Origin of the sequence: Pseudothauera lacus (genome assembly GCF_003034845.1) — a bacterium.
Taxonomy (GTDB): Bacteria; Pseudomonadota; Gammaproteobacteria; order Burkholderiales; family Rhodocyclaceae; genus Pseudothauera; species Pseudothauera lacus.
The window spans coordinates 1-21113 of the sequence record NZ_PZKC01000020.1 but is presented as its reverse complement, the minus strand read 5'-3'; the positions used below and the strand labels follow the sequence as shown (position 1 = coordinate 21113).

At 67.0% G+C, this 21113-nt stretch carries 28 protein-coding genes; 23 read left to right on the top strand and 5 right to left on the bottom strand.

Annotated features, from left to right (window positions below):
• The first annotated feature begins 93 nt into the window (after window positions 1-93).
• From napG to ccmI, 13 genes are all read left to right on the top strand, one after another.
• Window positions 94-960, top strand: coding sequence for a ferredoxin-type protein NapG (napG, locus tag C8261_RS16385; RefSeq protein ID WP_107494807.1), 867 nt, complete (start codon window positions 94-96; stop codon window positions 958-960).
• Window positions 957-1862, top strand: coding sequence for a quinol dehydrogenase ferredoxin subunit NapH (napH, locus tag C8261_RS16380; protein ID WP_235864956.1), 906 nt, complete (start codon window positions 957-959; stop codon window positions 1860-1862). Before napG ends, napH begins: the two co-directional genes overlap by 4 nt.
• Window positions 1859-2305, top strand: coding sequence for a nitrate reductase cytochrome c-type subunit (locus C8261_RS16375; protein WP_107494805.1), 447 nt, complete (start codon window positions 1859-1861; stop codon window positions 2303-2305). The genes napH and C8261_RS16375 overlap by 4 nt, the downstream gene beginning before the upstream one ends.
• A gap of 18 nt (window positions 2306-2323) precedes the next feature.
• Window positions 2324-2947 carry a NapC/NirT family cytochrome c gene (locus C8261_RS16370; RefSeq protein WP_107494804.1) on the top strand — a complete coding sequence of 208 codons (624 nt, stop codon included), beginning with the start codon at window positions 2324-2326 and terminating at the stop codon, window positions 2945-2947.
• A gap of 106 nt (window positions 2948-3053) precedes the next feature.
• Complete coding sequence (gene ccmA / locus C8261_RS16365; protein ID WP_107494803.1) at window positions 3054-3683, top strand: cytochrome c biogenesis heme-transporting ATPase CcmA; 630 nt, start codon at window positions 3054-3056, stop codon at window positions 3681-3683.
• Window positions 3677-4345, top strand: a complete 669-nt coding sequence (gene ccmB / locus C8261_RS16360) for a heme exporter protein CcmB (RefSeq protein ID WP_107494802.1) — start codon at window positions 3677-3679, stop codon at window positions 4343-4345. The genes ccmA and ccmB overlap by 7 nt, the downstream gene beginning before the upstream one ends.
• Before the next feature lie 8 nt (window positions 4346-4353).
• Window positions 4354-5133, top strand: coding sequence for a heme ABC transporter permease CcmC (gene ccmC / locus C8261_RS16355; RefSeq protein WP_107494801.1), 780 nt, complete (start codon window positions 4354-4356; stop codon window positions 5131-5133).
• Window positions 5133-5318, top strand: coding sequence for a heme exporter protein CcmD (gene ccmD / locus C8261_RS16350; RefSeq protein ID WP_107494800.1), 186 nt, complete (start codon window positions 5133-5135; stop codon window positions 5316-5318). Before ccmC ends, ccmD begins: the two co-directional genes overlap by 1 nt.
• Window positions 5319-5765 carry a cytochrome c maturation protein CcmE gene (gene ccmE, locus C8261_RS16345; RefSeq protein WP_107494799.1) on the top strand — a complete coding sequence of 149 codons (447 nt, stop codon included), beginning with the start codon at window positions 5319-5321 and terminating at the stop codon, window positions 5763-5765.
• Window positions 5762-7738 (top strand): heme lyase CcmF/NrfE family subunit, encoded by a 1977-nt coding sequence (locus C8261_RS16340; protein ID WP_107494798.1) that lies wholly within the window; start codon window positions 5762-5764, stop codon window positions 7736-7738. Before ccmE ends, C8261_RS16340 begins: the two co-directional genes overlap by 4 nt.
• A 10-nt stretch (window positions 7739-7748) precedes the next feature.
• Window positions 7749-8282 carry a DsbE family thiol:disulfide interchange protein gene (locus C8261_RS16335; protein WP_107494797.1) on the top strand — a complete coding sequence of 178 codons (534 nt, stop codon included), beginning with the start codon at window positions 7749-7751 and terminating at the stop codon, window positions 8280-8282.
• A complete protein-coding gene (locus tag C8261_RS16330; RefSeq protein ID WP_107494796.1) occupies window positions 8272-8775 on the top strand; it encodes a cytochrome c-type biogenesis protein in 504 nt (167 codons plus the stop codon). The genes C8261_RS16335 and C8261_RS16330 overlap by 11 nt, the downstream gene beginning before the upstream one ends.
• Complete coding sequence (gene ccmI, locus C8261_RS16325) at window positions 8772-10004, top strand: c-type cytochrome biogenesis protein CcmI (RefSeq protein ID WP_107494795.1); 1233 nt, start codon at window positions 8772-8774, stop codon at window positions 10002-10004. The genes C8261_RS16330 and ccmI overlap by 4 nt, the downstream gene beginning before the upstream one ends.
• Here ccmI and C8261_RS16320 read toward each other — a convergent pair whose 3' ends face one another.
• From C8261_RS16320 to C8261_RS16310, 3 genes are all read right to left on the bottom strand, one after another.
• Complete coding sequence (locus tag C8261_RS16320) at window positions 10005-10382, bottom strand: hypothetical protein (protein WP_235864955.1); 378 nt, start codon at window positions 10380-10382, stop codon at window positions 10005-10007.
• A gap of 83 nt (window positions 10383-10465) precedes the next feature.
• Entirely contained in the window at window positions 10466-11542 is a 1077-nt protein-coding gene (gene alr / locus C8261_RS16315) for an alanine racemase (protein WP_107494794.1), read from the bottom strand.
• A 236-nt stretch (window positions 11543-11778) separates the two neighbouring features.
• Window positions 11779-12186 (bottom strand): bacteriohemerythrin, encoded by a 408-nt coding sequence (locus C8261_RS16310; protein ID WP_107494793.1) that lies wholly within the window; start codon window positions 12184-12186, stop codon window positions 11779-11781.
• A 226-nt stretch (window positions 12187-12412) separates the two neighbouring features.
• On the opposite strand from C8261_RS16310, the gene C8261_RS16305 reads away from it, so the two are divergent.
• From C8261_RS16305 to C8261_RS16275, 7 genes are all read left to right on the top strand, one after another.
• Window positions 12413-13768, top strand: coding sequence for an NAD(P)/FAD-dependent oxidoreductase (locus C8261_RS16305; RefSeq protein WP_235864954.1), 1356 nt, complete (start codon window positions 12413-12415; stop codon window positions 13766-13768).
• Window positions 13765-14787 carry a chorismate transformation enzyme, FkbO/Hyg5 family gene (locus C8261_RS16300; RefSeq protein WP_235864953.1) on the top strand — a complete coding sequence of 341 codons (1023 nt, stop codon included), beginning with the start codon at window positions 13765-13767 and terminating at the stop codon, window positions 14785-14787. The genes C8261_RS16305 and C8261_RS16300 overlap by 4 nt, the downstream gene beginning before the upstream one ends.
• Before the next feature lies 1 nt (window position 14788).
• Window positions 14789-15625 carry a MipA/OmpV family protein gene (locus C8261_RS16295; RefSeq protein WP_107494791.1) on the top strand — a complete coding sequence of 279 codons (837 nt, stop codon included), beginning with the start codon at window positions 14789-14791 and terminating at the stop codon, window positions 15623-15625.
• 32 nt (window positions 15626-15657) lie between these two features.
• Complete coding sequence (locus C8261_RS16290; RefSeq protein WP_107494790.1) at window positions 15658-16434, top strand: lysophospholipid acyltransferase family protein; 777 nt, start codon at window positions 15658-15660, stop codon at window positions 16432-16434.
• A gap of 27 nt (window positions 16435-16461) precedes the next feature.
• A complete protein-coding gene (locus C8261_RS16285) occupies window positions 16462-17241 on the top strand; it encodes a glycosyltransferase family 2 protein (protein ID WP_107494789.1) in 780 nt (259 codons plus the stop codon).
• 97 nt (window positions 17242-17338) lie between these two features.
• The gene (locus tag C8261_RS16280) at window positions 17339-17614 is read left to right on the top strand and encodes a type II toxin-antitoxin system TacA family antitoxin (RefSeq protein WP_107494788.1); all 276 of its coding nucleotides are present in this window, start codon (window positions 17339-17341) and stop codon (window positions 17612-17614) included.
• Window positions 17615-18115, top strand: a complete 501-nt coding sequence (locus C8261_RS16275; RefSeq protein ID WP_107494787.1) for a GNAT family N-acetyltransferase — start codon at window positions 17615-17617, stop codon at window positions 18113-18115.
• 76 nt (window positions 18116-18191) lie between these two features.
• On the opposite strand, the gene C8261_RS16270 is transcribed toward C8261_RS16275, so the two are convergent.
• Window positions 18192-19208, bottom strand: coding sequence for an integron integrase (locus C8261_RS16270; RefSeq protein ID WP_107494786.1), 1017 nt, complete (start codon window positions 19206-19208; stop codon window positions 18192-18194).
• A 165-nt stretch (window positions 19209-19373) separates the two neighbouring features.
• Here C8261_RS16270 and C8261_RS16265 point away from each other — a divergent pair, with 165 nt between their 5' ends.
• The 3 genes from C8261_RS16265 (at window position 19374) to C8261_RS17225 (ending at window position 20552) form a co-directional block, all read left to right on the top strand.
• On the top strand, window positions 19374-19676 hold the full coding sequence (locus C8261_RS16265) for a hypothetical protein (RefSeq protein WP_219905230.1): 303 nt from the start codon (window positions 19374-19376) through the stop codon (window positions 19674-19676).
• Between the two features lie 140 nt (window positions 19677-19816).
• Window positions 19817-20176, top strand: a complete 360-nt coding sequence (locus tag C8261_RS17230) for a hypothetical protein (protein WP_146161699.1) — start codon at window positions 19817-19819, stop codon at window positions 20174-20176.
• A 70-nt stretch (window positions 20177-20246) separates the two neighbouring features.
• On the top strand, window positions 20247-20552 hold the full coding sequence (locus tag C8261_RS17225; protein ID WP_146161698.1) for a hypothetical protein: 306 nt from the start codon (window positions 20247-20249) through the stop codon (window positions 20550-20552).
• A gap of 453 nt (window positions 20553-21005) precedes the next feature.
• Here C8261_RS17225 and C8261_RS17505 read toward each other — a convergent pair.
• The coding region (locus tag C8261_RS17505; RefSeq protein WP_219905136.1) for an IS4 family transposase at window positions 21006-21113 on the bottom strand (108 nt) is incomplete at its 5' end.

Here is a 21113-nt window from a genome sequence, read left to right as displayed (position 1 = left end):
AGGGGAGGGAGGATGCAGTGCCAGCGGCAGATCGCAGAGTTCCTGTCCTTCCCCTTGAGGGGCAGGGACCTGCCGACAGAAGTGATTTGAGCCATGAGCGACCAAGCAGACCAGCGTGCCGGAGAGCCTCAAGCCCTGCCCCGCCGCCGCTTCCTGAAGGATGCGGCGGGCGTGGCCGGGGGCGCTGGCCTGCTCGCACTGGGCGTTGGCCTCCATGCCCGCCAGGCCGGTGCCCTGCCGGCCACCGCGCTGCGTCCGCCCGGCGCGCTGCCGGAAGCGGACTTCCTCGCCGCCTGTGTGCGCTGCGGGTTGTGCGTGCGCGACTGTCCGTACGACACCCTCAAACTCGCCCAGCTCGGCGACGGCGTGCCCGTCGGCACGCCCTGCTTCAACGCCCGCAGCATCCCCTGCGAGATGTGCGAGGACATCCCCTGTGTCCCCGCCTGTCCGACCGGGGCGCTCGACCGTGCGCTGACCGACATCGAAGAGGCGCGCATGGGGCTGGCGGTGCTCATCGACCAGGAAACCTGCCTCAACTACCTCGGCCTGCGCTGCGACGTGTGCTATCGCGTCTGCCCGGTGATCGACAAGGCGATCACCCTGGAGATGATCCACAACCCGCGCTCCGACCGCCACGCGATGTTCCTGCCTACCGTGCATTCCGATCACTGCACCGGCTGCGGAAAGTGCGAGCAGGCCTGCGTGCTGCCGGGTGAGTCGGCCATCAAGGTGCTGCCCACCCACCTCGCCAAGGGCTCCACGGCCGAGCATTACCTCAAGGGCTGGGTGGAGCGCGAGGCGCACGGACGTTCGCTGATCGGCGACCAGGTCGAACTGCCGGTGCGCGGCATGGAAGGCCAGGCCTATGGCGACACCCGCCTGCGTCCCGACGCCCCGCCGCCCGCCGGCGACACCCGTCCGTACGCGCCCGGCGGCCTCGACTCGGGATGGAAGCCGTGAGCGCCGCCCCGCAACCGATATCCACGCGCGCCACCGCGGTGCGCGCCACCGTGCAGCGCCCGGGCGTCGACGCGGTGCGCGAGAAAGGCTGGTGGCGCGCCAGCAAGTGGCTGCTGGCCCGCCGCCTCACCCAGTTCGGCATCCTCGCAGTGTTCCTGATCGGGCCGTGGTTCGGGGTGTGGATCGTCAAGGGCAACCTGTCCTCCAGCCTGACACTGGAGATCCTTCCCCTCACCGATGTCTTCCTCCTCGCGCAGATGCTCGCCGCCGGCCAGTGGCCGTATCGCGAAGCCCTGCTCGGCGGCGGCATCGTGCTGGCCTTCTACCTCCTCGTCGGTGGGCGCACCTTCTGTTCATGGGTGTGCCCGGTCAACCTGGTGACCGATGCCGCCGCCTGGCTGCGCCGCCGCCTCGGCCTGAAGGGGGGCAAGAAGCCCTCCGCGCACACCCGCTACTGGCTGCTCGCCTTCGTGCTGGTGGCCGCGGCGGTGACCGGCACGCTGGCCTGGGAATGGGTCAATCCGGTCTCCATGCTGCACCGCGGGCTGATCTTCGGCTTCGGGCTGGCATGGGGCATCGTGCTGGCGGTCTTTCTCTACGACCTCTTCATCGCCAGCCGCGGCTGGTGTGGCCACCTGTGCCCGATGGGGGCCTGCTACAGCCTCCTCGGCCGCGTCGCCCTGGCGCGAGTGAGCGCCGACAAGCGCCGCCTGTGCGACGACTGCATGGACTGCTTCGCAGTATGTCCCGAGCCCCAGGTGATCCGCCCGGCGCTGAAGGCGGCGGGGCAGGACCACCCCCTCATTCTCGACCCCAACTGCACCACCTGCGGCCGCTGTGTCGACGTGTGCAGCAAGGACGTGTTTCGCATTACGACCCGATTTGACAGGAGCGAGTCATGAACCGCAAGACCCGTAATCTCGTGCTGGCACTGATTGCATCCCTTGGCCTCGGCGCTGCCGGTGCCCCTCTGGCGCAAACCGTCTCGTCGGTGCGCGGTGTCGATGTCTCGGCGCCCGAGCCGGCACCCGGCAACTTCCGCCAGTTGCCCGACAGCCCGCCCATCCCGCGCGACTACGTGCAGCAACCGCCGCTGGTGCCGCACAAGGTCGAGGGCTACGAGGTCACCGTCAACTTCAACAAGTGCATGGACTGCCACTCCTGGACGCGTTACCTGGAGGCCGGTGCCACCAAGGTCAGCCTGACCCACTTCAAGGATCGTGACGGCGGCGAACTCTCCAACATCTCTCCGCGGCGCTACTTCTGCCTGCAGTGCCACGTGCCGCAGACCGATGCCCGTCCGCTGGTGGAGAACACCTTCCGTCCGGCTACCGGCGTGCGCTGAGACCAAGCGGGGAACGACATGAGCGACGACAACAAGAAGAGCCTGTGGCAGAAGCTGCGGGCACTGGGGCTGGGCACCATCGCGGTGGCCTTTACCGCTGGCATCATCTTCTGGGGCGGCTTCAACACCGTGATGGAGTGGACCAATACGGAGCAGTTCTGCATCTCCTGCCACGAAATGCGCGACAACGTGTACGAGGAATACCGCAACACCATCCACTACCAGAACCGCACCGGCGTGCGGGCGATCTGCTCGGACTGCCACGTGCCGCGTGAATGGGTGCCGAAGATGATCCGCAAGATCCAGGCAACCCGCGAGCTCTACGGCAAGGTCATGGGCACCATCGACACGCCGGAGAAATTCGAGGCCCACCGTCTGCGCCTGGCCGAGAACGAATGGCGGCGGATGCGTGCCAACAACTCGCAGGAATGCCGCAACTGCCACAGTTTTGAGTACTTCGACTACTCGGTGCAGGGACGCCGTTCCAACCAGGCCCACCAGAGCGGGCTGGCCGAGGGCAAGACCTGCATCGATTGTCACAAGGGCATCGCCCACTCGCTGCCGCCCATCGAGCAGGACATCGGCCTGGAACGTCCGGCGGTGACGCCCGATGTCTTCCATCCGCCGTCAACGCAGCAGTAGGTAACACTGCCTGCGGGCCGGCAGCGGCCCGCAGGCGACGGCCGGCGGTGGGCGCGGCAATGGCGGTACTTCCTGCGCTGGCTGCGCTGTGGTTCAATCCCCTCCCATGCTCGAAGTCACCGATCTCGCCTGCCTGAAGGGCGACCGCCTGCTGTTCCGCGGCCTCGCCCTGCGTCTGGCGCCGGGCGCCATGCTGCGCGTCGCCGGTCCCAACGGGGTCGGCAAGACCAGCCTGCTGCGCCTGCTCACCGGGCTTACCGAGCCCGAGGCCGGCACCGTGAGCTGGTGCGGCGTGCCGCTGCGCCGCGAGCGCGAGAACTTCCACCGTGCGCTGTTCTACCTCGGCCACGCCGCGGCGCTCAACGACATGCTCAGTGCGCTGGAGAACCTGCGTTTTGCCTGTGCCGCAGCGGGCGATGAAGAGGTCGACGAAGCCGCCTGCGTGCGTGCGCTGGAGCGCATCGGTCTGGGTGCCCAGCTTGATCTGCCGGCGCGCGTGCTCTCCCAGGGGCAGCGCCGCCGCGTCGGGCTGGCGCGCCTCTTTCTGGCTTCGGCGCGCCCGCTGTGGGTGCTCGACGAGCCCTTCACCGCGCTCGACGTCCATGCCGTCGCCGATCTTGCCGGCACCCTTGGCGCTCACTGTGCGGCGGGTGGCATGGTGGTGCTCACCACCCATCAGGAGGCGCCGTTCGCGCAACCGCCGGACGTGCTCGACGTGGGGCGCTACGCATGCTGAGCGCCTTCCTTGCGGTGCTGCGCCGCGACCTCCTGCTGGCCTGGCGGGGGCGTGCCGATCTGCTGGTGACGCTGGCCTTCTTCGTTGTCGTGGTGTGCCTGTTCCCCTTCGGTGTCGGCGCCGAGACCAACCAGCTGCGCGCCATCGCCCCCGGCGTGCTGTGGGTGGCGGCGTTGCTCGCCAGCCTGCTGGCGCTGCACCGTCTGTTCGCCCAGGATCACGCCGACGGAACCCTTGAGCAGCTTCTCCTGTCTAGTGAGCCGGCGGTACTGTGGGTGCTGGCGAAAATCTGCGCCTTCTGGCTGACCACCGGGCTGCCGCTGGTGCTTGCCGCCCCGGCGCTGGCCCTGCTGTTTGACATTGAAGAAGGCGCCTTGCCGGTGCTCACCCTCAGTCTGGCGCTCGGCACCCCCATTCTCGCCCTGCTCGGCGCGGTGGGGGCGGCGCTCACCCTTGGCGTGCGCGGCGGTGGCATGCTGCTGGCGCTGCTGGTGCTGCCGCTCTACGTGCCGGTGCTGATCTTCGGTGCCGGGGCGGTGGAGGCCTGGCTCGGCGGCAGCGGTGCCGCGGCCCACCTGCTGCTCCTTGGCGGCGGTCTCGCCGGTGCGCTGGCGCTGGCACCGTGGGCCTGCGCCGCAGCCCTGCGAATTGCGATGGAATGAATCGAGGCATGACGACACCCTCCCGCGCCGTGACGCGCAACCCCGAAGGCATCCTGCGCTTCGCCGCGCCCCAGCAGTTCTACCCGCTCGCCGGCACGCTGGCGCCGTGGTTTGCGCAGGCCGCGGCGGTGCTGACGGCGATCGGGCTGTACATCGGCTTCTTCGTCGCCCCCACCGACTTCCAGCAGGGCGAGGTGTACCGGGTGATCTTCATCCACGTCCCGGCGGCGTGGATGTCGATGCTGATCTATCTGGTGATGGCCTTCTGGGCGGCCGTGGGCCTGGTGCTCAACACCCGCCTGTCCTTCATCATGTGCCAGGCGCTGGCGCCGACCGGCGCGATGTTCTGTTTCCTCGCGCTGTGGACCGGCGCGCTGTGGGGCAAGCCGACCTGGGGCACCTACTGGGTGTGGGACGCGCGCCTGACCTCGCAGCTGCTGCTGCTGTTCCTCTATTTCGGCTTCATCGCGCTCACCCGCGCCATCGAGGATCCGCGCCGCGCCGACCGCGCCGGGGCCATCATCGCGCTGGTGGGTGCGGTCAACGTGCCCATCATCTACTTCTCCGTGCAGTGGTGGAACACCCTGCACCAGGGTGCCTCGGTGAGCCTCACCAAGGCGCCGTCAATGGCCACCACCATGCTCGCCGGGATGCTGGTGATGGCCCTCGCGGCGTGGATGTACGCGATTGCGGTGGCGCTGTGGCGGGTGCGCGCGCTGATCCTCGAGCGCGAGCGCCATACCGAATGGGTGGGTGAGGTGCTGGAAGCCGAAGGGAGGGCGCGCTGATGCAGTGGGAATCGTGGGCCGCGTTCTGGCACATGGGCGGCGCGGCGCCCTTCGTGTGGGGCAGCTATGGCGTCACCGCGGCGCTGATCGTGGCGGAACTCGTGCTGGTGATCCGCCGTCGGAAGGACACCGTGACCCGCCTGCTGCGCTGGCGGCGGGCGCTTGGCAAGAATGGAGTCGAATGAATGAAAGCCCGTAACAAGCGGCTGCTGCTGGTTGGCGGTGGCGTTGCCCTGCTGGTGGCGGCGGTGGCCCTGGTGCTCACCGCCTTCCAGCAGAACCTGGTGTTCTTCCACACGCCTAGCGAGGTCTATGAGGGCAAGGCTCCCACCGGCCGAGCCTTCCGTATCGGCGGCATGGTCGAGGAGGGCTCGATCCGCCGCGAGGCCGACGGCCTGACGGTGAGCTTTGCCATCACCGACACCGCCAAGGTCATTCCCGTTACCTATCGCGGTACCCTGCCGGACCTCTTCCAGGAGGGCAAGGGCGCGGTGGTGCAGGGCATGCTTGATGCCGGGGGCCACTTCCGCGCCACCGAGGTGCTCGCCAAGCACGACGAGAACTACATGCCGGTGGAGGCCCAGTACGCCATCGACCAAGCCCACAAAGCCGCCCAGACGGTGCAGCAATGATTGCCGAGCTCGGGCATTTCGCCCTCATCCTGGCCCTCGTGCTGGCCTGTGTGCAGGCCGTGGTGCCGCTCGTCGGCGCGCAGCAGAACCGCTATGCGCTGATGGCGGTGGGGCGCCCGGCGGCGCAGGCGCAGCTGTTCTTCCTGCTCTTCGCCTACGGCTGCCTGACCTGGGCCTTCGTCACCAGCGACTTCACGGTGCGTCTGGCGGCGGTCAATTCGCATACCGCCACCCCGCTGATCTACAAGATCACCGGGGTGTGGGGCAATCATGAAGGTTCGCTGCTGCTGTGGGCGGCCTCGCTGTCGCTGTGGACGGTGGCGGTGACCATCTTCAGCCGTGACCTGCCAGAGGCCTTCATGGCCCGCGTGCTGGGCGTGCTGGGGGCGATCAGTGCGGGCTTCGTGTCATTCACCCTGTTCACCTCCAACCCCTTCACCCGCCTGCTGCCGGCCGCCGCGGAAGGGCGCGACCTCAACCCTCTGCTGCAGGATCCGGGCATGATCATCCACCCACCGCTGCTCTACATGGGCTACGTGGGTTTTTCGGTGGCCTTCGCCTTTGCCATCGCGGCGCTGCTCAGCGGCCGCCTCGATGCCGCCTGGGCGCGCTGGTCGCGGCCGTGGACCACGGCAGCCTGGGTCTTCCTCACCGCCGGCATCGCGGTCGGCTCCGGCTGGGCCTACTACGAACTGGGCTGGGGCGGCTGGTGGTTCTGGGATCCGGTGGAGAACGCTTCCTTCATGCCCTGGCTGCTCGGCACCGCGCTGATCCACTCGCTGGCGGTCACCGAGAAGCGCGGCGCGTTCCGCAACTGGACGGTGCTGCTCGCCATCAGCGCGTTCTCGATGTCGCTTCTTGGCACCTTCCTGGTGCGCTCCGGGGTGATCACCTCGGTACATGCCTTTGCCACCGATCCGGCGCGCGGGCTCTACATCCTGGTGTTGCTGGTACTGGTCATCGGCATCTCGCTGACCCTGTTCGCCTGGCGCGCGCCCAGGCTCACCGGTGGCGGCAGCTTTGCGCTGATGTCGCGCGAATCGACGCTGCTGGGCAACAACGTGCTGTTCGCGGTGGTCACCGGCGCGGTGCTGCTCGGCACCCTCTACCCGCTCTTCCTCGATGCCCTCAACATGGGCAAGATCTCCGTCGGCCCGCCGTACTTCGAGGCCGTCTTCGTGCCGCTGATGGTGCCGGTGGTCGTACTGATGGTGATCGGCCCCTTCGTGCGCTGGAAGAACGACGACAGTGCCCGCATCGTCCGTCGCCTGGCGCCCGGCGCCATCGTCAGCGTGCTGCTGGGCGTCGGACTGGCGGTGGTGGTAGGCAATTTCACCTGGCGTACCGTGCTCGGCCTGGCGCTGGCGGCCTGGGTGCTGATCGGCAGTGTGCAGCTCCTCCGCGCCCGCGTCGCCGAGCGTCCCGGGGCCGCCGCTGGGGCCGGCGTGCGCCTGCGCGGCATTCCGGCGGCGTGGTGGGGAATGTGGCTGGCCCACCTCGGCGTGGGGGTGTTCATCATCGGCGTTACCATGGTCGGCAGCCTCGAATCCGAGCTCGACGTCCGCATGAAGGACGGCCAGACCGCGCGCCTGGCGGGCTATACCTTCACCTTCCGTGGCGTGGTCGATGCACCGGGCCCGAACTACCTTGCCGCGCGTGCCACCATCGAGGTCGCCCGCGGCGAGCGCCAGATCGCCACGCTGACTCCGGAGAAGCGCCTCTACCTCGCCCAGCAGATGCCGATGACCGAGGCTTCCCTCGACATCGGCCCCTTCCGCGACGTCTATGTATCGCTGGGCGACGAACTGGAGGATGGCAGCTGGATCGTCAGCCTCTATCACAAGCCCTTCATCAGCTGGATCTGGCTGGGGTGCACGCTGATGGGCGTGGGCGGCATCTGTGCCGCCGCCGACCGCCGCTACCGCCGCCTTGCCGAGCGCCGCGTGCCGGCTGCCGCCACCCAGAGCGCCTGAGGCCGACACCATGAAAGCGAAATTCCTCGTCCCGCTGGTCATCTTCCTGGCTCTCGCCGGCTTTCTCGCCTATGGGCTGAAGCTCAATCCGCGCGAGGTCCCCTCGCCGCTGGTCGGCAAACCCGCGCCGGCCTTCAGCGTCGCCCAGTTGCAGGCGCCAGAGGCGAGCTTCTCCAGCGCCGACATGCGCGGCCAGGTCTGGCTGCTCAACGTATGGGCGTCGTGGTGCGTATCCTGCCGCCAGGAGCATCCCCTGCTGGTCGAACTCGGCCGTCGCGGGGTGGTGCCGGTGGTCGGGCTGAACTACAAGGACGGCCGCGCCGATGCGCTCGACTACCTCGTCCGCCATGGCAATCCCTACACCACCATCGCCGTCGATCCGGAAGGCAAGGTCGGCTTCGACTACGGCGTGTATGGCACGCCGGAGACCTTTCTCATCGACCGTGAGGGGGTGATCCGCTACAAGCACATCGGTCCGCTCACCCGCGAGCACTTCGAGCGCGTGCTGATGCCGATGATTACGGAGCTCTCCCGTGCCGGCTGAACGTTTCCTCCATTCCCTGCGCACCGCCGCGCTGCTGCTGGCGTGCTGCGCGGCCGGCGCGGCGCATGCCGCCGGCGAGGCCGTGCCGGTGTCCGACGACCCGGTGCTGGAAGCGCGCGTGCTGGCGCTCTCCCACAACCTGCGCTGCCTGGTCTGTCAGAACGAGTCGGTGGCCGAATCGCGCGCGCCGCTGGCGGTGGACATGCGCAACCAGGTGCGCGAGCAGCTCGCGGCCGGCAAGAGCGAGAAGGAAGTGGTCGACTTCCTCATCGCCCGTTTCGGCGACTTTGTCGTCTTCACCCCGCCCTTCAAGGCCTCCACCGTGCTGCTCTGGTTGGGGCCGGCGATCCTGCTGGTGGCGGCGCTGGGCGCCTTTGCGTTGCGCCTGCGCCGTCGTCAGCAGGAAGTCCCCGTTCCCCTCGGTGAGGCCGAGCGCGTACGTGCGCGGGCCTTGCTCGAAGCCGCCCCCCCGCCCGAGGAGCCCTACAAGTGATCGCCTTCGCCATTCTCGCCGGCCTCATGCTGGCCGGTGCCTTGCTGTGGGTGTTCGCCCCCCTGTTCGGACTGCGCGGGCAGACCACCGCCGCGCGCGAGCGCCAGCGCCAGACCGAGACCGCGCTGGCGGTGCTGCGTGAACAGCTTGCCGAGCTCGACGGCGAACGTGCCGCCGGGCGGGTCGATGACGCCGCCTATGCGCGCAGCCGTGAGGAACTCGAACGCCGCGCCCTGGAAGAGGGCGAAGGCGATGATAGGCAGGCCCGCGAAGGCGCGGCACGCGGCTGGGGGCTGGCCATGGTGGTGCTGGTGCCGCTGAGCGCTGCGCTGGTCTATCTGAGCATCGGCGCCCCGGCGGCGCTCGACCCCGCCGCTGCCAGCGCCCGGGAGGGCTTCACGGCCGCGGAGATCGAGGACATGGTGAGCAGCCTGGCGGCGCGTCTGGAGCAGGAGCCGGACAACGTCGAGGGCTGGAACATGCTGGCGCGCTCCTACCTCGTGCTGGAGGACTTCCCGAGCGCGCTGGCGACCTATGCGCGGCTTGCCGAGCTGCGCCCGCAGGACCCCGACGTCCTCGCCGACTGGGCCGACGTCATGGCGGCCACCCGCGATGGCGACGTCACCGGAGAGCCTGCGGCGCTCGTCGAGCGTGCGCTGGCCGTCGACCCGCAGCACATCAAGGCGCTCGCGCTGGCTGGCACGGCCGCCTTCCAGAGCGACGACTTTGCCGGCGCGGCGGCTTACTGGGAGCGCATCCTCGCGCGCGTGCCGGCGGGCAACGAAATGGCCGCCAGCATCCGCGCCAGCATCAACGAAGCACGCCTGCGCGGCGGTCTGCCGACGCTCGACGAAGCACCGCCGCCCGCCGCCCCGGCGCCAGGCGGCGGCGCGCTGAGCCTGAGCGGGCGCCTGCAGATCGACGATGCCGTGCGTGAGCGTGCGGCGCCGGAGGACGTCGTCTTCGTCTTCGTGCGCGGCGTCGATGGCGGCATGCCGCTGGCCGCCCTGCGCTACACCGTGGCCGAGCTGCCGCTGGCCTTCTCCTTCGATGGCGTGGCGCTGATGGGCGGCCCCGACGTGGCGGTACCGGCTTCCCTCAGCGTCATCGCGCGGGTGTCGCGCAGCGGCGACGCAACGCCGCGGGCGGGTGATCTGGAAGGGCGCGTCGACGGCGTGGCCGCCGGCGCCAGCGGCGTCTACGTGGTCATCGACCGCGTGCGCGAGTGATCAGCGCGGGGCCGGCGCGCTGGCGCCGATCTCGCGCAGGCGGCCGTGGCGGCGGTCGTCGATGGTCGATTTGACGCTCTTCAGGTGGTAGTGCATGAGGGCCTCCTTGGCCTCGGCGGAGATGCCGGGGTCGTGGTAGAGGCTGTGGAAGAGCTGGGTCTGGACGAAGATCATCTGCCGCTTCAGCGTCTCGCAGTCGTCATGGCGCACGCCGTGGTTGAGCTGCGCGACGATGCTCAGCACATCCTTCTTGAACTGATAGAGCGTGGACCGCCCCAGCACCGAAGTGCTGCGCCCGCGCTTGGCCTGGCTGAGGGTGTCGGGCGCGCGGGCGCCGGTCTGGGTGATGTTGTGCCGCAGGAGGTCTATCAGTCCCATGCGCGATGCTCCCCGGAGGTGAATTTGAGGTGTGAGAGCATGCTATCAGGATGGCGCAGGGGCGGTCAGCCTGTAACCAATCGTCACAAGCCCTCGTCGCGGCGGTGGTACTCGAAGCCGACCCGCTTGACGTTGCACAGCAGCTCATAGGCGATCGTGCCGGCGGCCTGGGCGACGCGGTTGATCGCGACCTGGGGGCCCCACAGCTCCACGCGGCTGCCGGGACCGGCGGCGGGGAGATCGGTGAGGTCGACGGTCAGCATGTCCATCGATACACGCCCGATCAGCGCGCTGGCCGCGCCGTCTACGGCCACCGGGGTGCCGTCCGGGGCGCTGCGCGGGTAGCCGTCGGCGTAGCCCATGGCCACCAGACCGACGCGGGTGCGGCGGCTGGCGTGGAAGCGCGCGCCGTAGCCGAGAGGGGCGCCGGCGTCGATCTCGCGCACGGCGATGACGCGGCTCTCCAGTGTCATCACCGCCTGCAGGCCGTCGTCTGCGCCCGGCAGGGGGTTGGCGCCGTAGAGCAGGATGCCCGGGCGCGCCCAGTCGCGGTGCGCTGCCGGCCAGCCCAGCACCGCGGCCGAGTTGGCCAGGCTGCGTGGCCCGGGAATCGCCGCGGTGGCGGTCTCGAAGGTGTCGATCTGGCTGGCGGTGAAGAGCACGTGCGGCTCGTCGGCGCGGGCGAAGTGGGTCATCAGGGTGATGTTGCTGACACGTCCACAGTGGCACAGGCGCTGCCAGGCAGGGAGGGCGTCGGCGGGGGCGAAGCCGGCGCGGTTCATGCCACTGTTGATCTTCAGCCAGGCTTCGACGGAGATCCCCGCCGGCGCTGCCTCCAGCATCCGCAACTGCTCCTCGTGATGAACCACGATCCATAACTGCAGGGCTGCGGCGGTAGCGAGCTCGGCGGCATCGAAGACGCCTTCGAGGATCAGGATGGGGGCCGTAATGCCCGCCGCGCGCAGTGCCAGGGCCTCGTCGAGGAAGGCTACCGCGTAGCCGTCGGCAATGTCGGCGAGGGCCTGTGCGCAGGGGATGGCGCCGTGGCCGTAGGCATTGGCCTTGACCACGGCCAGCGCCCGGCCGCCATGGCGGCTGCGGGCGAGGCGGTAGTTGTGGCGCAGGGCGTCGAGATCGATGTGGGCGTGGGCGGGTCTCATGGCGGCAGGGAAGGACGACGGGCCGCGTTACTGTGCCACAGTCGTGCGCCGCATGCCGTCAGCAGATGTACCGATTGCGCGTAAAACCGGCGCCGCGGCCCGTTTCGCGAACGTTCAGGGTGAACGGGTTGGCTGTGCAAAGCGAGCCTTCGCACAGGATGGGATGGGTTTGGTTCGGGCGCTGCGGAGCCCACCCATCCCCACCCCGGCTCTCCCCTTGACTACACTTGCTTCGCTCAGAAGGCGCCGTGGGCGCGCAGGTAGTCCACGTAGGCGCGGTCGACCTTGCAGATGTGGTTGGTGAGCCAGTCGCGCAGCAGGTCGAGCACCTCGGTGTCCACCGTTTCGCCCTGCTCGAAGCGCATCAGCAGTTTGATGACGCGGGTGGTGAAGGCGTCGTGCTGGGCCTTGTGGGCGGCGGTTTCGGGGTAGCGGTGACGCTCGAAGAGCACTTCCTCGGCGATGAAGTGGTTCTGGGTGTAGTCCGCCAGGCCTTCGAGCAGTTCGCCGATCACCTCGCGACGCGGTGCCGGGCCGGACAGTTCGTCATGCAGGGCATTGGTCTGATCCACCAGCCAGCGGTGCTGGCCGTCGATCTCGCCTGCGCCGAGTTCAAGCTCGGCCGTCCATTGCATGAAGGTCATGGATTCTCCTCGGTAAGGCAGCATGCTTTCTGTTACACAAGCGAGCAGCATGCCACGAACATTGCAGCGGCGGAACCACCAGCGCGCGGGCAGGAAGAATATTCCCCTCCGCGGGAGCGGGTATTGAGCCAGATCATTCCTCCGCAAGTTTGCCTGGGGTATATTCGCCCGTTGGTCTTTTGGGGTATGCGTGGGAGCGCCCCGACAAAGCGCGAGGAGAATGCGAGTGACGAACGATGCCGCCCTGAGCCCGGATGCCGCGACCGCGGCCGCGGGCCCCCATCGTTGCGACGTGCTGGTGATCGGCGGCGGTCCCGCCGGGGCGACCGCGGCCACCCTGCTGGCGCGCAAGGGCCACAGCGTGACGGTGCTGGAAAAAGACCGCCATCCGCGCTTCCACATCGGCGAGTCGCTGCTGCCGGCCAATCTCAAGCTCTTCGAGGAGCTCGGGGTGAGCGAGGAGATGCGCGCCATCGGCATCGAGAAGCACTGCGCGGAATTCGTTTCGCCGCACCACGACGCCATGCAGCGCTTCCGCTTTGCCGAAGCCTGGGACAAGACCATGCCCTACGCCTACCAGGTCAGGCGTTCGGATTTCGATCTCGTGCTGATCCGCAACGCCGAGCGCAATGGCGCGCAGGTCCTGCAGGGCTGCCGCGTGCGTGAGGTGGATTACGACGACGATGGCGCCACCGTCAGTGCCGAGCATGACGACGGCCGCCGCGAGCAGTGGCGGGCGCGCTTCGTCATCGACGCCTCCGGGCGCGACACCTTCATGGCCAACCGCCTGCGTGCCAAGCAGCGCAACCCCAAGCACAACAGCTCGGCCCTGTATGCCCACTTCGAGGGCGCGCGCCGCCACGAGGGCGAGAACCAGGGCAACATCACCATCTACTGGTTCGATCACGGCTGGTTCTGGTTCATTCCGCTCGCCGACGGTGCCACCAGTGTCGGCGCGGTGACCTGGCCCTACTACATGAAGCAGCGCAAGGGGCGCAGCAAGGCGCAGTTCCTGCTCGACACCATCGACATGTGCCCGGCGCTGGCCGAGCGCCTCAAGGATGCCTGCATCGTCAACGAGGTCGAGGCCACCGGCAACTTCTCGTACACCACCGACCGCACCTACGGCAAGGGCTACATCCTCCTCGGCGACGCCTTCGCCTTCATCGATCCGGTGTTCTCCTCCGGCGTCATGCTGGCCATGCAGGGCGCCTTCTTCGGCGCCGAGGCGGTCGATACCTGCCTGCGCGAGCCGGCGCGCACCGCAGAGGCCATGCGCCGTTTCGACAAGGACATGCGCCACGGCCCGCGTGAGTTCTCGTGGTTCATCTACCGCATGACCAACCCCACCATGCGCGACCTCTTCATGGGGCCGCGCAACACCTTGCGCATGCGCGAGGCCCTGCTCTCCCTGCTGGCCGGCGACATCTACGGCAAGACGCCGATCTGGTCCTCGCTGACCGCCTTCAAGGTGGTCTATTACCTGTCGTCGATCAAGCACTGGCGGCGATCGCTGGTTGCCTGGCAGGCCCGCAAGCGCAACATCCAGCCGGTGGACGACACCGAGCTCACCGGCGCATGACGGCTGCTGCAGTGCTCGGGCTGGCGTGGCCGCCGGCCGCGCCGGCTCAGCCGCCCGGCGCGCAGGTGTTTGGCGAGATCGTCTTCGGCAGTTCGGCTGCCGCGCTGCAGCCCGGGCTGGCGGTCGCCTGCCCGGTGCTGGTGCCGGCGCAGCCGTGGGCCCTGCGCTGGCAGAGCGCGGCACCAGTGCTGCGCGGCGAGGCCGGCGGCGTGAGCTTTGCCGAGAGCGGCGAACTGCTCTTCGCGACGATCAGCGTCGATGAGCGCGCCGTGGCCGACGCCGCGCGCGCGGCGGCTGCCGGCAGCGCCCTCGAACATGCGGCGCGGCGCGCCTACGAGGCCCTCTTCGCGCTGCTCGACGCCCGCGGCCACGGCAAGCTGCTGCGGGTATGGAACTACGTGCCGCGCATCAATGAGGTCGAGGGCGGCCTGGAACGCTACCGCCAGTTCAACATCGGTCGCCAGGACGCCTTTGCCGGCGCCGGGCGCGTGCTCGAAGGGGCGGTGCCCGCGGCCTGCGCGCTGGGGGTTGGCGACGGCGCGCTGGCCATCGCCTGCCTGGCCAGCCGCCGCACGCCGCTGGCGATCGAGAATCCCCGCCAGGTCAGCGCCTACCACTACCCGTCGGCCTACGGCCCGCGCAGCCCGACCTTCGCGCGCGCGGCGCTGCTGCGCGGCGAGGACAAGCCCCTGCTGTTCATCTCCGGCACCGCCAGCATCGTCGGCCATCGCAGCCTGCACGTCGGCGATGTTGTCGCGCAGACCCACGAGACCTTCGACAACATCGAAGCCGTACTCGCCGAGTGTGCGCGGGTGGCCCCCGAAGCGCGCTACCGCGTCGACGAACTGGCCTGCGTCGTCTACCTGCGCCGCGCCGCCGATCTCGACGCCGTGCGCGCGGTGGTGGAACAGCGCCTCGGGCCGCGGGCACAATGCACCTATGTCGAGGCCGACATCTGCCGCGCCGACCTGCTGGTCGAGATCGAGGCCAGTGCCGGCCACCCCAATCTGGAAGCCTGAAATGAAGTCACAACTGCCTGTTGCCGCCCTGGCCGCGGCCCTTGCCCTTGCAGCCGCCCCGTCCGCCGCCGAGGAACTGCCGTTGTGGGAAGTCGGGGTCGGGGTCGGCGCGGTGTCCTTTCCCGACTACCGCGGCTCCGACCGCCAGCGCACCCATGCGCTGCCGGTGCCCTACGTGATCTACCGCGGCGAGTTCCTCAAGGCCGACCGCGACGGCATCCGCGGGGTGTTCTTCGACAGCGAGCGCGTCGAACTGAACATGAGCCTGGCCGCCTCGCTGCCGGTAGACAGCGACGGCAACGGTGCCCGCAGAGGCATGCCCGACCTGCAGCCGACCATCGAATTCGGCCCCTCGCTGGAGCTCAACCTGTGGCGCAGCGCCGACCGCCGCGCGCGCGTCGACTTCCGCATGCCGCTGCGCGCGGCGTTCACCGTGCGCGGCGGCATGCGCCACGTCGGCATGGTGTTTACCCCCTTCGTCAACCTCGACGTCAAGGACCCCTTCGGCCAGCACGGCTGGAATCTCGGCATGCTCGCCGGGCCGATCTACGGCGACGCCCGCCAGCATCGCTACTTCTACGATGTCGATGCGCGTTACGCCCGCCCCGACCGCCCTGCCTACCGTGCCAGCGGCGGCTATGGCGGCACCCAGTTCATCATGGCGCTGTCGAAGCGCTACGAGCGCTTCTGGGTGGGCAGCTTCGTGCGCTACGACACCCTCTCCGGCGCCGCCTTCGCCGACAGCCCGCTGGTGCGCAAGAAGAGCGCGTGGGCGGCCGGCATCGGCATGGCCTGGGTGCTCGGGCAGTCGTCACAGACGGTCAATGTAGGCGACTGAGCGCCCGCGCTCGCTTCCGGAACCTACGCCACATGCGCCGCCTGCCCGCCCTTTACGAGTACTTCTGCCTGTATGTGGGCCTGGGGGCGCTCGGCGCACTGTGCCTGGCGTGGACCCCCTTCGCGGTGGTGCTGCACCTCGTCCTGCCCGAGCAGCGCGGGGGGCGACTGGGGCGCTGGATGATCACCACGATCTTCCGCCTCTATCTGAACATTCTCACCCTGCTCGGCGCCTGCCGCTTCGACCTCAGCGAACTCGACCAGCTGCGCGACGCCGGGCCGCTCATCCTGGCCCCCAATCACCCCTGCCTGCTCGACGCGGTGATGGTGATCTCGCGCCTGCCCGACGTTGCCTGCATCATGAAGGCCAGCCTGCTGCGCAACGTCTTCCTCGGCGGCGGCGCCCGGCTGGCGCGCTACATCCCCAACGGCAAGCCGCTGGAGATGGTGTTTGCTTCCTGCGAGGCGCTGCGTGCCGGCAGCCAGCTGCTGATCTTCCCCGAAGGCACGCGCACCGTGCGCCCGCCGGTGAACCCCATGATGCCCAGCGTGGCGCTGATCGCGCGGCGCGCCAAGGTGCCGGTGCAGACGATCATCATCGAAACCGATTCCGACTACCTCTCCAAGGGCTGGCCGCTGTTCCGCCGCCCGCCCATGCCCATTCACTACCGCGTGCGCCTGGGCAAGCGCTTCGAGCCCCCGCGCGATGCCACCGCCTTCGGTGAAGAGCTGGAGCGCTACTTTGCCGAAGAACTGGCCAAGGCGCGCTACACGCCGCCCTTTGCCACCCGCGCGGCCGCAGCCGCCTGAAGGCCCACGGCCCCACCCGCCCCGTTCATGACCCTGCCTGCCAACCCCTGCGCGGACGTTTCCGCAACCCACTTCGTCCTCATCCCCAGCTACAACCCGGGCGCCAAGGTCTTCGATACCGTACGTGCGGCGCGCACGCAGTGGAACCCGGTATGGGTGGTGGTCGATGGCAGCACCGACGGCACTGCCCAACAGCTCGCCGCCATGGCCCAGGCCGACGACGGCCTGCGCGTGCTGGTGCTGCCGGAAAACCGCGGCAAGGGCGCCGCAGTACTGCACGGCCTCGACGAAGCTGCGCGCGCCGGCTACACCCACGCGCTGACCATGGACTCCGACGGCCAGCACCCCGCCGAACTCATCCCCCGCTTCATGGCCGAATCCGCCGCCCAGCCCGGCTGCATGATCCTCGGCCGCCCGGTGTTCGACGCCAGCGCGCCGCTGCTGCGCGTGCGTGGGCGCAAGGTGTCCAACGCCTGGGCCAATCTGGAAACCCTGTGGATGGGCATCGGCGACTCGCTCTACGGCTTCCGCGTCTACCCCGTCGAACCCCTGCGCGCGGTGATGCGCGGCCAGCGCTGGATGCGCCGCTTCGACTTCGACCCCGAAGCCGTGGTGCGCCTGGCCTGGCGCGGCGTGCGCCCGGTGAACGTCGATGCACCGGTCAAGTACTTCCGCGCCGACGAAGGCGGGGTCTCGCACTTCAACTACCTGCGCGACAACACCCTGCTCACCTGGATGCACAGCCGGCTGTTCCTCGGCTTCCTGCTGCGCCTGCCGCTGCTGCTGTGGAGGCGGCTGCGGGGCTGAGCGTAGTTGATGCTTGGCCGTTGAGGTTGGCGTAGGTGTCTTGATGCTGTGCGCACAAATGGCGCACAATTGGCGAAGTAAACATCCGGAGGCCGCCATGCCAACTCTTTCCAAAGACACCCGCCTGCACATCCGCTGTGATCAGGAGATACGCCGCTTACTCGACAAAGCAGCGGCATACGCCCATATGAGCGTGTCCGAATTTGTGCTTCGGAATGCGGTCGAGCAGGCGCAGTCGGTCGTGCAGGCGCACGAGGCCATCACCCTGTCTCAGGATGATTTCGCAGCCTTCCTGGACGCACTGGATGCACCGGCCCCCGCCAACCCGGCGTTGCAGCGCGCGTTCCAGCGCCACGCCAAGCACGTGCAGTAAATGACTTACTCCATTCGTCCGCTTGACGTCGACGCGCATACCGCTGAGTTCGAGTGCGGCGAGAAAGCGCTCGACGAATACCTGCAACGTTATGCATCTCAGGACATCAAGCGTGGTGTTGCGCGGGTTTTCGTGGCCTCACCTACCCAGCAGCTACAGGTGGTGTCAGGTTTCTATACGCTCAGTGCAGCCAGCGTCGCGGCAGACGCGCTGCCCGAGAAGTGGCGCAAGAAATTACCTCGCTACCCGGTGCCGGTCGCGTTACTCGGCCGTTTGGCCGTGGCCCGGCAGTGCCACGGACAGGGCCTGGGCTCGATCCTTCTTGTGGATGCGTGCAAGCGCGTTGCTGCCGCCAGTGAAACGCTGGCGGTCGCTGCCATCTTGGTGGATGCCAAATCCCCAAAAGCGGCCGCGTTCTACCAGCACTTCGGTTTTATCGAACTGCCCGGCCAACCCGGCCGCTGGATGCTGCCACGCTCACACTTTGTGGGTTTGGCTTGAGGCACAATCAGGATCAGTGACGATCCGGGACAATGGGGTCAGACACCGACGGTATCCGGCGCCAGAAGCCCAGGGTTCAAAGTTGATCGAGCGGGCTGGTCACGCCCAAGCCACCTCGGTTCAGCACGTGCGTGTAGATCATCGTGGTCGACACGTCGGCATGGCCGAGCAGCTCCTGTACCGTGCGGATGTCCTGACCGCTTTCCAGCAGGTGAGTCGCAAACGAATGGCGCAAGGTATGCACGCTTACCTGCTTGTGCAGTCGCGCCTGCCCGCACGCGCGCCGCACGGCGCGCTGCAGGCGTTGTTCGTAGAGATGGTGCCGCCGCGCAACGCCGGTGGCCGGGTCCACCGCCAGCCGATCGGACGGAAACACCCAGAACCAGGGCCACGACAGCCCCGCACGCGGATACTTGCGCGCCAGCGCATCCGGCATCCACACGCCCGGCACCCCGGCGGCGCGGTCGGCCTCCCACACACGCCGTGCGTGGTCCAACTGCGTGTGCAGAGCTGCACGCATCGCACCCGGCAGCATCACCCGTCTGTCCTTGCCGCCCTTGCCCTCGCGCACCACGATCTCGTTGCGGTCAAAGTCGATATCCTTGACCCGCAAGCGCAGCGTCTCCATCAGGCGCATGCCGGTACCGTAGAGCAACCGCGCAAGCTCGGCCTCCACCCCATCCAGCGCAACCAGCAGCCGGGCGACTTCCGGCCGGGAGAGCACCACCGGCACCCGCTCGCGCTTCTTCGGCCGTCCGATCTCGTTCAGCCACGGCAGGTCGATGCCCAGCACCTCCCGGTACAGGAACAGCAATGCAGACAAGGCCTGGTTGTGCGTTGATGGGGCGACCGAGCGTTCGTTGGCGAGCCAACTCAGAAACGCCTGAACTTCCGCCGCGCCCATGTCGCGCGGATGGCGCATGCCCTGCTGCCGGACAAATGCACGAACCCAATGGACATACGCCTTCTCGGTTCGTATGCTGTAGTGCTTGTAACGAATGCATGCCCGCACCTGATCGAGCAACCTCGGCGGGTTGGATGGAGGTGTAGCCGTGGGAGTGCAGGGTTTGGCGGAGATCTGGGTGCTGTTCATATGTACAGCATTGGAGGGCGATGCCTTGATTGCAATGACAAATGAGCATGCAGAGACCGCAGGGATTATCCGGCAGATGCCGGAATATCCGTCATATTTGATGTATACAACACGTTATGCCTTATGAGATCAGCGCCCTCGCCGAATCCGTGCGTTAGTCCTGTCATGCTGCCCTTTACGCCGGAGGCCGTGATTCAAGTGCTTGAGTGGGGCTCGAATCCTGAACAATCACCGTACTCCCACAAGCAAATTGCGGAGTGGTGTGATCGATTCTGGTGTCAGTACATTGATGTTGATGCACCGCCCGCAATTGAACGGTTGCTTCCCATCCTCACCGATGTTGAGACCCAGTGGGATTTGTATCTTGCCAACACATATCAAATCGAAGATTTGCGTTCCCGTTCATTCGAAGATGAGCGCCTTCCCGTCGAGTGGTTCCAAGACTGGTTGTCGAAAGCAAAGGCATAACATGGCGCTCAACCTCGCTCCCTTCGGTCGCTGGACGGTGCGCGATAAAGCCGCGCAGCGCCGGTTAGCTCTACGTTAAACATTAGAAGATGCGTGCCGTCCAACTTTCCCCCGTTGTCGTTCCGTTCGTGGACGACTCGATGAAGGTCGTCGGAGTCAATTGGTGTGACTCTGGCCCGACCACCATCGACCTGGTTTCAAAGCACTCGGGTCGAAGAGCAAAAGTTGAATTTGAAGCCGATGCTGGACTGCGAATACTTGAGGAGCTTGACCTTGCAGGCATTTGGTTGGGCACTGACCGGTCTGTCCTTAAAGCGTCATGGCTGTTTGAGGTTGAAGCAGGCGGCTGGTTCGACCTTGAATCGACGCGAGATGACTTCTACAAGAAGCACGAAGCACCGATCCGGGAGTTTCTGGTTGCTGGGTACCAAGAGTGCGTGTCCGTGTTTTCTAGCAATGCGCCAAAGGTAGTCGAGCTGAAAGAGAGGTCAGATGTTTAACAAACCGGCCCAGCACGGACGGCCTTCGGCCTCCGCTGGCCTTAATCGTTATGTGTATGAGTGAGTCTGGATGAGCATCACTATCGAAAGAAAAGGAATATGGCTGTACGACAAAGTTGTTGAGAAACCTGTCGATATTATCAGTCTTCCTTATGATTGGTGGTATAGCTTAGCTGAAGCAGACGATATGCTAGAGCCAGACGAAGAGCCAGAGCCACTAAATGAAATTGGTGTTCTCTACTATGTGCGCTTCCAGCATGCAGGTGAAAGCGAAGAGCCAACCTGGGTTGACTCCAAGGGCTATCAAAAACTAATTCAAGCCATTGCAGAGGCCGAATCAAAAGTAACAGGTGGTGTCCAGTGGCAGAACACATAACAAGTGCAGGCTGTCGGACAAATTACTCGCTGCGCGCGCAATTTGCCGCAGCTGCAAACGTTAGCCAACTTAGTGCATGAGCATGGAACACGGACTGTGTAGACTTTGCGAAGAGTTCCGCGACCTCTGCAATTCTCACGCTCTTCCTGATTCAGCGTTCAGGCGACTGTTGCGAGAGGGGGATGGAAAAGCGATTTCCCTCGTGGATGACAAGGACACGCCAGTACGGTACTCCTCGGATAGCTGGGGAGCCAATCTACTATGCTCGCCCTGCGAAGATAAATTGAATCGGGCCTACGATGAATACGGTATTGGCGTATTGACAGGCCAGAAGTGCTCAGTACAACGCGGGGATTCTGGTGTCACATTTCGCAATGTCGACCGTCAGCGGTTCCGTATGTTTTTTCTGTCTTTGCTCTGGCGCGCATCTATATCCATGTCCTTATACACAACTCACGCCGCTTCATCGCGTAGCGCCTGTATGGTGACGGCGGCGTCCATGACGCGCTGCAAGCCCAGCCAGATGGTCTTGACGCCCGGCTCGCCGTCGCCCTTGCGCGC

Bases quoted from the DNA above. Each gene is read 5' to 3' on its own strand.
- napG (WP_107494807.1), top strand. From the start codon at position 94: ATGAGCGACCAAGCAGACCAGCGTGCCGGAGAGCCTCAAGCCCTGCCC.
- C8261_RS16375 (WP_107494805.1), top strand. From the start codon at position 1,859: ATGAACCGCAAGACCCGTAATCTCGTGCTGGCACTGATTGCATCCCTT.
- C8261_RS16370 (WP_107494804.1), top strand. From the start codon at position 2,324: ATGAGCGACGACAACAAGAAGAGCCTGTGGCAGAAGCTGCGGGCACTG.
- ccmA (WP_107494803.1), top strand. From the start codon at position 3,054: ATGCTCGAAGTCACCGATCTCGCCTGCCTGAAGGGCGACCGCCTGCTG.
- ccmB (WP_107494802.1), top strand. From the start codon at position 3,677: ATGCTGAGCGCCTTCCTTGCGGTGCTGCGCCGCGACCTCCTGCTGGCC.
- ccmC (WP_107494801.1), top strand. From the start codon at position 4,354: ATGACGACACCCTCCCGCGCCGTGACGCGCAACCCCGAAGGCATCCTG.
- ccmD (WP_107494800.1), top strand. From the start codon at position 5,133: ATGCAGTGGGAATCGTGGGCCGCGTTCTGGCACATGGGCGGCGCGGCG.
- ccmE (WP_107494799.1), top strand. From the start codon at position 5,319: ATGAAAGCCCGTAACAAGCGGCTGCTGCTGGTTGGCGGTGGCGTTGCC.
- C8261_RS16340 (WP_107494798.1), top strand. From the start codon at position 5,762: ATGATTGCCGAGCTCGGGCATTTCGCCCTCATCCTGGCCCTCGTGCTG.
- C8261_RS16335 (WP_107494797.1), top strand. From the start codon at position 7,749: ATGAAAGCGAAATTCCTCGTCCCGCTGGTCATCTTCCTGGCTCTCGCC.
- C8261_RS16320 (WP_235864955.1), bottom strand. From the start codon at position 10,382: ATGGGACTGATAGACCTCCTGCGGCACAACATCACCCAGACCGGCGCC.
- alr (WP_107494794.1), bottom strand. From the start codon at position 11,542: ATGAGACCCGCCCACGCCCACATCGATCTCGACGCCCTGCGCCACAAC.
- C8261_RS16310 (WP_107494793.1), bottom strand. From the start codon at position 12,186: ATGACCTTCATGCAATGGACGGCCGAGCTTGAACTCGGCGCAGGCGAG.
- C8261_RS16300 (WP_235864953.1), top strand. From the start codon at position 13,765: ATGACGGCTGCTGCAGTGCTCGGGCTGGCGTGGCCGCCGGCCGCGCCG.
- C8261_RS16295 (WP_107494791.1), top strand. From the start codon at position 14,789: ATGAAGTCACAACTGCCTGTTGCCGCCCTGGCCGCGGCCCTTGCCCTT.
- C8261_RS16290 (WP_107494790.1), top strand. From the start codon at position 15,658: ATGCGCCGCCTGCCCGCCCTTTACGAGTACTTCTGCCTGTATGTGGGC.
- C8261_RS16285 (WP_107494789.1), top strand. From the start codon at position 16,462: ATGACCCTGCCTGCCAACCCCTGCGCGGACGTTTCCGCAACCCACTTC.
- C8261_RS16280 (WP_107494788.1), top strand. From the start codon at position 17,339: ATGCCAACTCTTTCCAAAGACACCCGCCTGCACATCCGCTGTGATCAG.
- C8261_RS16275 (WP_107494787.1), top strand. From the start codon at position 17,615: ATGACTTACTCCATTCGTCCGCTTGACGTCGACGCGCATACCGCTGAG.
- C8261_RS16270 (WP_107494786.1), bottom strand. From the start codon at position 19,208: ATGAACAGCACCCAGATCTCCGCCAAACCCTGCACTCCCACGGCTACA.
- C8261_RS16265 (WP_219905230.1), top strand. From the start codon at position 19,374: ATGCTGCCCTTTACGCCGGAGGCCGTGATTCAAGTGCTTGAGTGGGGC.
- C8261_RS17230 (WP_146161699.1), top strand. From the start codon at position 19,817: ATGAAGGTCGTCGGAGTCAATTGGTGTGACTCTGGCCCGACCACCATC.
- C8261_RS17225 (WP_146161698.1), top strand. From the start codon at position 20,247: ATGAGCATCACTATCGAAAGAAAAGGAATATGGCTGTACGACAAAGTT.